Source organism: Microcosmobacter mediterraneus (assembly GCF_031846265.1).
GTDB lineage: Bacteria > Bacteroidota > Bacteroidia > Flavobacteriales > Flavobacteriaceae > Microcosmobacter > Microcosmobacter mediterraneus.
Map to the genome: position 1 here is coordinate 39,786 of NZ_JAVRIA010000006.1, position 12,419 is coordinate 52,204.

Annotated in this window: 11 protein-coding genes; 7 read left to right on the forward strand and 4 right to left on the reverse strand. The window is 32.5% G+C overall.

Annotated features, from left to right (window positions below):
* Positions 1-141 precede the first annotated feature (141 nt).
* The 3 genes from RM697_RS10750 to RM697_RS10760 form a co-directional block, all read right to left on the reverse strand.
* Complete coding sequence (locus RM697_RS10750) at positions 142-1,437, reverse strand: tetratricopeptide repeat protein (RefSeq protein ID WP_311427897.1); 1,296 nt, start codon at positions 1,435-1,437, stop codon at positions 142-144.
* A gap of 78 nt (positions 1,438-1,515) precedes the next feature.
* Positions 1,516-2,073, reverse strand: a complete 558-nt coding sequence (locus RM697_RS10755) for a DUF4331 family protein (protein ID WP_311427898.1) — start codon at positions 2,071-2,073, stop codon at positions 1,516-1,518.
* Positions 2,074-2,105: 32 nt separating this feature from the next.
* The gene (locus tag RM697_RS10760; protein WP_311427899.1) at positions 2,106-2,756 is read right to left on the reverse strand and encodes a DUF4331 family protein; all 651 of its coding nucleotides are present in this window, start codon (positions 2,754-2,756) and stop codon (positions 2,106-2,108) included.
* A gap of 160 nt (positions 2,757-2,916) precedes the next feature.
* Between RM697_RS10760 and RM697_RS10765 the strand changes: the two genes are divergently transcribed.
* From RM697_RS10765 to RM697_RS10785, 5 genes are all read left to right on the forward strand, one after another.
* Entirely contained in the window at positions 2,917-4,179 is a 1,263-nt protein-coding gene (locus RM697_RS10765) for a nuclear transport factor 2 family protein (RefSeq protein ID WP_311427900.1), read from the forward strand.
* 83 nt (positions 4,180-4,262) lie between these two features.
* Positions 4,263-4,454, forward strand: coding sequence for a hypothetical protein (locus RM697_RS10770; RefSeq protein WP_311427901.1), 192 nt, complete (start codon positions 4,263-4,265; stop codon positions 4,452-4,454).
* Positions 4,455-4,908: 454 nt separating this feature from the next.
* A complete protein-coding gene (locus RM697_RS10775; RefSeq protein ID WP_311427902.1) occupies positions 4,909-5,646 on the forward strand; it encodes a DUF6090 family protein in 738 nt (245 codons plus the stop codon).
* Complete coding sequence (locus tag RM697_RS10780; protein ID WP_311427903.1) at positions 5,639-6,379, forward strand: DUF6090 family protein; 741 nt, start codon at positions 5,639-5,641, stop codon at positions 6,377-6,379. Before RM697_RS10775 ends, RM697_RS10780 begins: the two co-directional genes overlap by 8 nt.
* An 87-nt stretch (positions 6,380-6,466) precedes the next feature.
* Positions 6,467-6,907 (forward strand): DUF6265 family protein, encoded by a 441-nt coding sequence (locus tag RM697_RS10785; protein WP_311427904.1) that lies wholly within the window; start codon positions 6,467-6,469, stop codon positions 6,905-6,907.
* A 49-nt stretch (positions 6,908-6,956) separates the two neighbouring features.
* On the opposite strand, the gene RM697_RS10790 is transcribed toward RM697_RS10785, so the two are convergent.
* On the reverse strand, positions 6,957-8,756 hold the full coding sequence (locus RM697_RS10790) for a glycoside hydrolase family 15 protein (RefSeq protein ID WP_311427905.1): 1,800 nt from the start codon (positions 8,754-8,756) through the stop codon (positions 6,957-6,959).
* An 81-nt stretch (positions 8,757-8,837) separates the two neighbouring features.
* Here RM697_RS10790 and RM697_RS10795 point away from each other — a divergent pair, with 81 nt between their 5' ends.
* Together RM697_RS10795 and RM697_RS10800 are read left to right on the forward strand one after the other, a co-directional pair.
* Positions 8,838-11,036 (forward strand): bifunctional alpha,alpha-trehalose-phosphate synthase (UDP-forming)/trehalose-phosphatase, encoded by a 2,199-nt coding sequence (locus RM697_RS10795; RefSeq protein ID WP_311427906.1) that lies wholly within the window; start codon positions 8,838-8,840, stop codon positions 11,034-11,036.
* A gap of 1 nt (position 11,037) precedes the next feature.
* Positions 11,038-12,393, forward strand: a complete 1,356-nt coding sequence (locus tag RM697_RS10800) for a M28 family metallopeptidase (protein ID WP_311427907.1) — start codon at positions 11,038-11,040, stop codon at positions 12,391-12,393.
* Positions 12,394-12,419 lie beyond the last annotated feature (26 nt).

Consider the following 12,419-nt stretch of genomic DNA (forward strand, 5'->3'; position numbering starts at 1 on the left):
TTTTATTAATCAATCAACCCAAATAATTTTAAATTCCCTCATAATTAAAAGGTATATGTTAAGCTTGCTTTGATAAAAAAGGGTGTTCCTGACATAAAATAATCTTATATCCATTTAAATATATTAGTGTAACAAAGTATATTAAATGCTCTTAATATCTTGTTCCATAGTAGGTCCTAATTCATAGAGACTACTTAAAAGTTCTTTCTTTATTTTCTTTGCTTCTTGAACTTGACCTTTTGCTTTTAATATTTTGGCAATATGAAATTGCGCCACAGGTTCAAAGGTGTGCCCAATAACATGTTCATTTATGAGCTTATAGGCTTTATCTACTTCATTATTTTTAAAATAACTCCAAGCCAATAAATCATAAGCTTGGGCTGTAGGACGTAACTTAATTTCTTTCTCTGCCAGAGTAATGGCATCCTTTACTGTATTCGGATCTTCTGCCCATAACTCTATTTTATAAGCATTGTACATTTCGCCATAAGCAACATTAGCCACCTGGTCTTGAAATGTATTAAGCTGTTCTTCTGCGCCTTTATCATTTTCCATAAATTCTAGTATTTCAGCTTTTAATAAAGCATAATCTGGAGTGTTATGATTATTAGAAATAGAATTTAGAATGCGCAAAGCTTCACCTGGATTTCTCTCGTAAGAATATACAATCCATGCAATACCTTTTTTGGCATAGGCGTCTTCAGGGTCTATTTTTAAGGCTTTCAAATAATGATTATAAGAATCTTTAATGCGTCCTGCATGTCCATAATAGTCTGCTAAATTGGTATATGTCCATTGTTTAGCCGAATCAATATTTGAGGATTCTGCAATGGTCTTAGCTTTTTCAAGATAGGTTATAGCTGCATCTAAATCTCCTTCATGATCATTATACTTAGATAGCCTTATGAGGTAATCAAAATCGCTAAAATTCTTAATAGTTAACAAATAATGTTTTGCTTGTGAGATATTACCTAGTTCTAAATACACATCAAATAACATTTTTTGAGTGCCTTCTAGATTTTCGCCGTTCTTTTCGGCTTTAAGCAAAGCTTCTAGTGCTTTACTAAATTGATGTTGTGAAATGTAGTTTCTTGCTAAGCTTCTAAGGTAGCCTGCATTTTCAAACTTAGTTTTCTTATTGAGATTAAGGAGTAAAGCTTCAGCTTCATTTAAATGACTGATTTCGCCTGTAGCAGTAAACAACTGTGTTTTTGCAGCTGCCATTTTTGCAATATATGGAAACTGATTAGGTGTCTTGTCTAGCTTTTCTTCCCAAAATTTATATTCAGCAATCGCTTGCTCTAAACTCTTTTGTTTTTCTGAATTTAGGTAGGTATTATAATCTTCTTTTGAGGTAATTTTTTCGTTTTCGGTAGCGCAATTCTGTAATAAGCTACCTAGAAGGAATAGGATTAGAATGTTAATAATTGTTTTCATGAGTGTGATTTTTTAGTTTAATAAAAAGAGTACGATAGTCTTAGCGGTTAATCGCACTCTTTCTCTAATAATAGGCTACTACCAAGGTGTAGCTAGATATGGGAACGAACTTAAAAATGTTTTATCATTTGCATCTACATTATCATTTGACAGTGTAGGATTTTCTGAGAAATCTTCACCTCCAAAAATGAGTAGTAACTCTACAGTAATTACATCGTCTGACAATGCTCTTCCTGTTAACACATTTGTACCATCAAAAAATGTTGTAGTGCCATCTAAGGAAACATTAAGTACATCTGTAGCTAATAATCCTGTAAATGCAGCTGAGTCTAAACCTAAGGCATTCGCATCACTTGGATTTGCATAAGCAGGACTCAAAGCTTCTAAATTAGCTTGAAACATCGCTTGAAACGATCCGTTTTGTTGTGATGGAATTGTGGTGTTAAACTGATCTTTACTTGCAGAAGACACAAATACAGTATTTACTGCTGGTCTTCCCATTTGATCACTTTGTGCATAGGTTCCTGAAAAATTTGGTCCTGTTGGACCCATTGGTGCGTCATCGTCACTGCTACAGTTTACTATAAATACAGCTAGTGCAAAAATTAATAGTGTTTTTATATAATTAGATTTCATAATCTTTTGTTTTATAATTTTATTAGTTCTTTTTATTGTTTTCTTTTGGCTTCAACCCAAGTATTGATTGTTCCTGAGCCACCAATCATAGATTTTGGAACCTCTACAACCACAGACATAACATTACTACCAGCAAAAGTGTCACTTCCTGGGTTGTTAAATCCTGTTGCATTTCCCATTATAATCTCAGAGTATTGTGCAAAATCCATAAAGAATGGATCATCTCTTGGGCCAGCGAAGTAGCTCATCCCAGAGCTTGTACCAATTATAGCATCTGTACCATAAGGTGTAATAGCTACTTGACCTTGTACATCTGTAGTTTCTACAATACTGTTTAATCCTGTAGATGATGGTGAAATTGGACCAAAGAAATACATAATGCCATCACGAGGAATTGCTTGGATAACTAAATCTTCGACATTGTCTCCTGTGTTGTCAATATTAAATTCGATAAGTACATTTTCATCAAATGCAGCTCCTGCTGTAGCCGTTGGACTCAGAAGGCCTTGTAAATTTGCAACAAATACAATATTGTTGTTGCTTTCGCCTTGAAAGGCATAGAAATCTGTGATATCACTTGTACCACCTGCAACTGCTGGCGCATCGATATGATCTGCTGCAATTGTAAAGAAACTGATTACTGCTAGCAATCCAATTCCTACTAAATAATTTGATTTTTTCATAATAGTTGAGATTTTAGAATTATTGATTTTTTGTTCTCACCAACACTTACGAAAAAATGAAGAAGGTGGTTTTGTTAAAATTTTGTTAAAGAAAAATGAAGCTGAATGTCTTAAGGTAAAGTCATCTATTATTTTATAACTTTAAGCAAACTAATTCAACATGAAATCACGCTTTCTTTTATTACTCTTATTCTTGAGTTTTTCTTTTGCTTTTGCACAACCAAACACCGAAGTTTTTCTATTTGATCTCGAGGTTAAAAATGGCAAATACACCTTTACAAAAGGTAAAAATATTTCCAATAATGAAGGTTATGACAATCAACCTTCATTTGTTAATGATAATCAAATATTATTTGCATCAACTCGTGGAGGACAAACAGATATTGTTTCTTATAGAGCAAATTACGACACCAAAACTTGGGTTAATTTTACTGAAGGTGGAGAGTATACACCTCTAAAAATTCCAAAGAAAAATGCAGTTTCTGCAGTACGCTTAGATAAAGATGGTAAACAACGATTATATAGTTATAGCCTAAGTAATGGTGAATCTACTGAGCTCATTTCAGACTTAGTTGTGGCCTATTACACATGGTACGATGAGCATACAGTGGTATCTGCAGTTATTGAAGAACAAAATCTAAACCTCTATGTTTCAAATATTAAAGAAGGTTGGAATCGCAAATATGCTACCAATGTTGGTCGCTCTTTCCATAAAATACCTAATAGTAATTTGGTGAGTTTTATTTCTAAAGAAAATGCCACTTGGACCATAAAATCTTTAAACCCTGTAACTGGTGACACCAAAGTAATAGCAAATACCATTAAAGGTGTTGAAGATATGTGTTGGTTGATCAATGGTGATATGCTTATGGGAAAAGACAATAAGCTCTATAAGCTTACTATAAATAAAGATAATAACTGGAAAGAAATTATAGATTTATCAGAATATGGAATCAAAAATATTTCCAGAATTACAGGAAATTCTATATCAAATAAATTATTAGTAGCTGCAGAAATTGGAGCATTACCAACTTCTAATGAAGAAAATACTGACACAGAATCTGTTTCAAATTCAGATTCTAATTCAACCTCAACTTCAGATGTAGAATCTATTGTTCAACGAAATCTAGATGCCTATAATGCCAGAGATATCGATGCCTTTATGAAAGACTATGCTGACAATGTAAAATTATATGCTTATCCCAACACACTGCAAACTGAGGGTAAAAAAGCAATGCGAGAAGGCTACTTAGATTGGTTTGAGCGCACGCCAGATTTAAACGCTTTTATAAAAAAACGTATTGTTATTGGTAATAAGGTTATAGATGAAGAACAAGTTACTGCCAATGGACAAATATTTAATGCTGTAGCCATTTACGAAGTAGAAAACGGAAAGATAATAAAGGTTACTTTCATTCAATGATGTAACAATTCAATATATTTATATACAAATAATTAATCACCAACTCTATTTACACTGACCCTACTTTCTAAAAACAAACCATCATGGGACTATTCTGGGATTTAATCCAACAAAACGAACTCGAAGAACAAAAAGGAAAAGCAGAATCTTTAGAAGGCAGAATTGCTGATTTAGAGGACGATTTATCTAAAACCAAAGCCTTACTCCTTAAAACATTAAAAATCCTAGAAGAGCGCTCTGGTAAAGACATTAATGATGATGGCCAAATTGGTTAGTGATGATTAAGTTATTCTGCAAAATAAACCCTAGCCAAACATGTAACTTGTCATTCCGATAGAGTTCAAACAAATTTATTTGGACGATTAGGAATCTCAATATAGGATATTATAGTATATAATTTTTTAAAAAGCAATTGCTCAATTGAACAATGCATCAATCTCATGCTTAAGTTTGTTTAGAAGTATTAGATATCATCTCAAAACTAAATCATAAAAAACAACTAACTATATGGAAACCAAAACCATCATTTACCTGGTTGCAGCAGCACTAATTTTACGAGTACTTATAAAAGTTATTGCTATGTATATTAAAGAACAGAAAAAGAAAAATCTGGATTAGTTTTTAATTAAGTTATATGATAAAATTCTTTAGACATATGCGCAATGTCAGGTCGAGCGCAGTCGAGACCTATTTAAAACCTCTCGACTGCAATCGAGGAGACAAACTATCATGATCAAGTTTTTTAGACATATTCGTAAATCACTTTTAGAACAAAATAAAATGGGCAGATACTTTAAATACGCCATTGGCGAAATTACCTTAGTAATGATAGGTATACTTCTCGCCTTACAAGTCAATAATTGGAATGAACAACAGAAAAAAAAGACATTAAAAAACGAATATGTTACTTCCCTTATAAATGACTTTACTAAGGATACAACTCAATTAAATGCAAGGCTATTAAGAAATAACGTAAGACTCGATCGTATTGGTACAATTTCCGACAGTATTATCTTAAGCCATAAGAATAATTACAAAAATATTATTGAGCTCTTTTCAAATGCATTTTCAGGAGTTAGAATTACAAACGTTTATAATACAAACAGTTTTAATTTATTAATCTCAAGTGGAAACATTGATTTACTAGATAAAAACATAAGAACTGAATTAATGGAACTAAATAGACTTCAAGGTTTTGAGCAAGCAGTGCAAGATGGAAATTCTGAATACTTATTTAAGTATCTTGAAAATATTGGTCTAAAGTATCCTCATTCATTTGGTCGTTTTAGTTCAGGAGCTATTTATAAATCCCTTTGGGATAACACAAATACTAAAGACTTACCAAAAGATATGATTTCCTTTTTAAGCCAAGAAACCTATACTATTAACAGATATATTGAACTTACAAACGATGTGTTAAAACAAACCGAATTAGTTTTAAAACTTTTATATCAATTAAATGATTAAGTTCTTCCGTCATATACGTCGTTCATTAATTCAAGGAAATAAAATGGGTAAATATTTAAAATATGCTATTGGTGAAATCATCCTAGTTATGATTGGTATCCTTTTGGCTTTGCAAGTCAATAACTGGAACAACAATCGCTTAGAAGACAAAGAAGAAAAGGATGTAATCGCTAAACTCCATGCCGATTTTAAAGAAAATAAAAAAACTTTAAAACAATTTTTGCTTGATATTAATGGTACGTGTAAATCACAACAAAGAGTTATGAATTTAATTGGCTCTTCAAAAAAAGAACTAAATAAACATAATTTAGACAGTATACTATATGAGTGTTTTGGAAGTAGTGAAATGGCTTTTGCAGACAATACCATTAAAAACATTATGCAAAGCGGAAAACTAAACCTTTTAAAAAATGAAAACATTACAGACTTACTCTATAAGTGGAACTCACTTTCTGAAATCAGAAAAACTCGTATAACAAAATTTGACGCTTGGGCAAATGACAAGTTTATACCTTATTTATTAGACAAAATTTCCTTTAAACAAATGGATGTGTATAGTGGTTATTCATGGACTGGAAAATCAAAAGTAAAGCCAGATTATTATCTTTTGTTTCAAGATATAGAATTTGAAAATTATATAGACAATTATCTCTGGTATGCATATCAACTTAAAGAACGCTGTATTGAAACCGATAAGTTAATTGATGAAATCATTGAAGCAACAAAACCATAAATAATTTTCTGTTCGAGCGGAGTCGAGAACTATTTAAAATAAATTATCTTAATTATGAAAGTACAAATACTCGCTTATTGCATATTTATGATAAGTTTCTCTTGTAAAGCTCAAGAAGAAACCAAACTAGAACCTAAACTAGAAAACATCGCTTGGATCTCTGGAACTTGGCATGGTGAAGCTTTTGGAGGACAAACCGAAGAAATTTGGAGCAAACCCTCTGGTGGCTCTATGATGGCAACCTTTAAACTCGTTGCAGATGGCAAAGTGCAATTCTACGAAATAGAAATTATAAGAGAGATAGAAAACTCTTTAGTACTGCAACTCAAACATTTTGATGGAGAGCTAAAAGGTTGGGAAACCAAAGACGAAACCGTTGATTTCCCTTTAAAATATATCACCAAAACTAAAGTGGTTTTTGAAGGTATGACTTTCGAAAAAGTATCTGAAAAAGAAATGAATGTCTATGTAGATATTAAAGAGAATGATAAAACGGAAACCATGAAATTTAATTATAAAAAAGACTAATACATTATAATCTTTTGAATAATCACTCTTTAGCCTTAGTAAAGAAATATTATCTAACTATACTCTTTAATTTTTTCTTTTTTACACCAGATGATAAGTTAATTGCGGTTTCTATAAGCGCCAAATGCGAATAAGCTTGAGGGAAATTACCTAAAAGACGTTTCGTTTTAAAATCTATATCTTCACTAAATAATCCAAGGTGATTACTATAACTTAATAACGTATTGAACATTTCTATAGCCCTTGATTCTTCTCCAATCTTGTATAGACTATTGATAAACCAAAATGTGCAAATGGTAAATGAGGAAGAAGGTAATCCAAAATCGTCTTTATTCTTATAGCGATACAATAAGCCTTCGTAACAAAGGTCTTTTTCAATAGCTTTAACGGTACTCACAAATTTTGGGTGTTTGGCATCTATGAATCCATATGACTCCATTAAAAGAACAGAAGCATCCAGATCTTTAAAACCATAGGCTTGGGTAAATGCTTGTATTTCATCATTCCATGCATTCGTCATAATATCATGGTGTATAGTTTCCTCTAACAATTGCCAACGAGCTTTCTTAGAGGTTTTCCCTAATAAATCTGCAACCTTTATAGCTTTATCTACAGCTGTCCAACAAAGTATCTTAGAAAATGTAAAATGACGATCTTCTTTTCTAAATTCCCATATTCCTTTATCAGGTTCTGTCCAGTGTTTACTTACAACCCAAACTATGCCTTTGGCGAGAGTCCATAACTCTTCTCGATGTTCTACATCATTTTTAAAATTGAAAAGTAATTGATAAATAACATCCATTAAAATACCATAAATATCATTTTGCTTTTGTTTGTATGCTGCGTTACCTATTCTTACTGGTTTAGAGTTATGATATCCTTTAAGATGGTCTAAGGTTTCTTCAGTTAGCTTTTTTTCACCACTAATTCCATACATAATTTGAAGCTTTTCATCTTTATCTGGCAACAAGCCAATAATAAAGTTAAGATAGCGTCTAGCAATATTTTTATGACCCAACTGAGACATTACTTTAATTACCATTGAAGCATCTCTTATCCAACAAAATCGATAATCCCAATTTCTAACTTCTCCTATTGTTTCGGGTAAACTAGTAGTTGCGGCTGCAAGTACTGCACCAGTTTTATCATAGCTCAATAATTTCAAAGTTATAGCACTTCTACTAATAATATCATTATACTGTTCATAGGATGAAGTGCGCTCCATCCAATTAAGCCAATAAACTTTAGTACGTTCATATTCCCTATGAGCATCCTTAGCACTAGGAGTAACTAATTTTTCATTATAACTAAACCATAAAAATCCATCCTTCTCTAAAGTAATTTCTGACCCATTTACAACTGAGTTAAAATCTAAATTAGTATACAAAAACAAGGTGTCATAAGACTCATCCTCACTAAGACTAACAATAAAATCTGGCTTAATAAAGGTTTCTGTAACACCTTTAGCATATTCTAACTTTGGGTTGTACTCAACCTTAAAACTAGGTTTACCAGAAACATATTTAAGCACTCTTATTACTTCAGGAGGTTTATGATATAAATTTTGAGATTTATAATACCTGGGCATAAAATCGTGCAACTCAAAACAATCTAACCCATTACTAAACTTGGTAATTAAAATTGCTGTGTCCTCTAAATAATGCTGAGAAATGGTATAACTATCATCAGTTTTAAAGCCAAAAGTGCCTCCAAGTTCTTCGTCTAAGAGTTTTGCAAAAACAGATGGCGAATCAAATTTTGGCAAACAACACCAATCAATAGAACCATTTTTTGATATAATTGCTGCACTTTGGCAATTTCCTATTATGCCGTAATCTAAATTATTCATTTATTTTTAGGTTAAAAATGATGATAAAAAATCTAATTTCTTTAAATTAACGAAAATCCAAAAAGCCATCAAAATATTAGTATGAATAAAACAATAATAGTTTCAAATCGGTTGCCACTTCAAATTTCAATTGAAGGAGATAAACTTAATGTAACTCCTAGTGTTGGAGGACTTGCAACAGGTATGAAATCTGTTCATGCTGAAGGGAATGGTATTTGGATTGGTTGGTCTGGTATAACAAGTGAAGATTTAGATTCTGATTTAAAATCTAAAGTCAACGCCAAAATTGAAAATGCTAAATGTAGAGCCGTTGAATTGAGCTCAGATGATATTGATGATTATTATTTAGGATTTAGTAATCGTACGCTTTGGCCATTATTCCATTACTTTTTAGAATATACAGAATTTGAAAAATCCCATTGGGAAGCATACAAACGCGTCAATAAAAAATTTGCTGAAGTAGTATTAAATACTGTAGAAGAAGGTGATACAGTTTGGGTACAGGACTATCAATTACTGCTTTTACCACAACTTATAAAAGATGTAAGGCCAGATATTACTATTGGTTTCTTTTTACACATTCCGTTTCCTTCATATGAAATCTTTAGAACATTTCCTTGGCGAGAAGAGCTCTTAACAGGTATGTTGGGTGCTGATCTTGTTGGTTTCCATACCTATGATTATGAACGTCATTTCTTAAGTTCGGTAAAACGAATTATGCGCCTAGAAGTTAATTTTAATGAAATCACATATTATGATAGAATAATAAAAGTAGATTCTTTTCCTATGGGAATTGATTACAACAAATTTCATGACGCTGCTCTGGCTCATAATAATCAAAACACTGAAAAATCTGAGCTTCAGAAGCGCTTAGACACTCATATAAATGAAGATAATGATAAAAAATTCATACTATCTATAGATCGTTTAGATTATACCAAAGGGATTCCAAATAGAATACGAGCCTTTGAAAATTTTTTAAATACTTATCCTGAATATAAAGAGAAAGTAAGACTAATTATGCTTACAGTACCTTCACGTTCTAATGTACCACAATATCAGAAATTAAAAAGTGAAACTGATGAACTTGTTGGACGCATTAATGGAGAATTTTCTACAGTAAGCTGGACACCAATATGGTATTTCTACAGATCACTTCCTTTTAACAATCTAATCGATTTATACACCTCATCTGATGTTGCTTTAATTACGCCTGTTAGAGATGGAATGAACTTAGTGGCAAAAGAATATGTAGCTACACGTACTAACCAAGATGGTGTTCTTATTTTAAGTGAAATGGCAGGTGCAGCAAAAGAAATGAACGAAGCCTTGTTAATCAACCCAAATAGTTTTGAGGATTTTGCCACCGCATTAAATAAGGCATTGAAGATGCCTTTAGAAGAACAAAATAGTCGAATGAAAATTTTACAAAAACGTTTAAAGCGTTATGACGTAGAAAAATGGGCAAAAGAATTTTTTAAGACCTTAGACGAAACTAACCAATTACAAGAAGTGGTTATTTCAAAAAAAATGAATGACAAAGAAGAGGATCTTATTTCAGAACATTATAAAAATGCAAAAAAACGTTTAGTCCTTTTAGATTATGATGGTACCTTGGTTGGTTTTAAAGACAATCCACAAGATGCAAAACCAGATGAAGAACTGTATACGATCCTTGATAAATTTGAAAACCAAAAAAACACAAAATTGTGTTTAATTAGCGGAAGAGATAAAGCAACTTTTAATAATTGGTTTGGATTTAAAGATTATGACCTTATTACAGACCATGGTGTTTGGATAAGAGAAAATAAAAAATGGATACCATTAGAAATTTTAAAAACAGAATGGATGTCTAACATAAAACCAATTCTAGAAACTTTTGTGGATAGAACTCCAGGAACGTTTATAGAAGAAAAGGAATACTCATTAGCTTGGCATTACAGAACCGCTGACCCAGAATTGGCTCAAATAAGAACATTGGAACTCAATACAGTTTTAACCAGTATGGTATCAAATAACGAATTATCTGTTTTACAAGGCAATAAAGTTATAGAAATAAAGAGTAGTAATGTTAATAAAGGTAGAGTAACTTCCCAATTATTAATGAAAGACAATTATGACTATGTGCTTGTTTTGGGTGATGACTGGACTGATGAATATATGTTTGAAGCTGCTCCAGAATTTGCAACTACAATAAAAGTTGGTTATGTTAAAACTAAAGCTAAATATAAAATTAAAGGACCTCAAAAAGTAAGAGAATTACTAAATAAACTTATTTAAAATGAACAAATTAATAGTACTATTTATTCTAGGGATTTCCATTTCTACAGCTGCACAAACCGATACCAAAATCTATGATATTATAGATGCTGTTTCAGAAGAACGTCTAAGAAATGATGTGAAAACATTGGCAGATTTTGGCACGCGACATACACTTAGCGATACCCTTTCAGAAACTAGAGGCATAGGTGCCGCACGTCGTTGGATAAAATCGGAGTTCGATAAAATTTCTAAAGATTGTAATAATTGTCTTGAGGTATTTTATCAAAAAGACTTAGTAGAAAAAAGCACTGAACCTTTTGCTCGGATTTTTAGAGATGTTTGGGTCGTAAATGTGGTTGCTATTCAGCGAGGTACAAAATATCCAAATCGTTTTGTAATAATGAGTGGTGATATCGACTCAAGAATAAGTGATCCCAATAACTATACAGACGATTCTCCTGGAGCAAACGACAATGCTACAGGAATGGCAGGTGCTATAGAAGCTGCCAGAGTGCTATCAAAATATAAGTTTGAAAATAGTATCATCTATGTTGGTCTTTCTGGTGAAGAACAAGGATTGTATGGTGGTAAAGGTCTAGCCAATTACGCCAAGCAAAACAATTGGGACATTATTGGCGTTTTAAACAATGATATGATTGGTAATATTGAAGGTGTAGATGGTGTGATCGATAATCGTACGTTCAGAATCTTTTCAGAACCTGTAACCACTGACGAAACAGATGCTACCAAATTAGCAAGACAAGCAAGAGCGCGTCGTTTTTATGGTGGAGAGGTCGATGGTATTTCGCGTCAATTAGCACGTTACGTGTATAAAACAACCAAAACCTATATGCCAGAAATGAGTCCAATGATGGTATATCGTTTAGATCGTTTTGGTCGTGGTGGTCATCATAGACCTTTCTGTGACCTAGGCTTTGCAGGTATACGCATCATGGAAGCGCATGAAAACTACACGCAACAGCACCAAGATATTAGAACGGAAGATGGTATTGCATATGGCGATACCTTTGAGCATGTTAACTTTCCGTATTGCAAAAAACTAACAGCTGTAAACGCCATTACAATGGCAAGTCTTGCTTCTGCGCCTCCAAGTCCTAAAGATGTTGGTATTGGAGGTATTGTAGAAGCTTCAGCCAAGTTTCAATGGAGTAAAGTAGACGGTGCTAAAGGTTATAAAATTTACTGGAGAGATACCACCTCACCTACTTGGGATCACAGTCGTTATGTTGGTGATGTTACCGAGTTTACCCTAGATGGTATTGTTATTGATAACTTCTTCTTTGGAGTTGCTGCTGTTGGTAACAATAGTCATGAAAGTTTAGTGGTATTCCCAAATCAAATATTTAGAAATTAGTGTTGTCATTCCTGTGCAGACAGGAA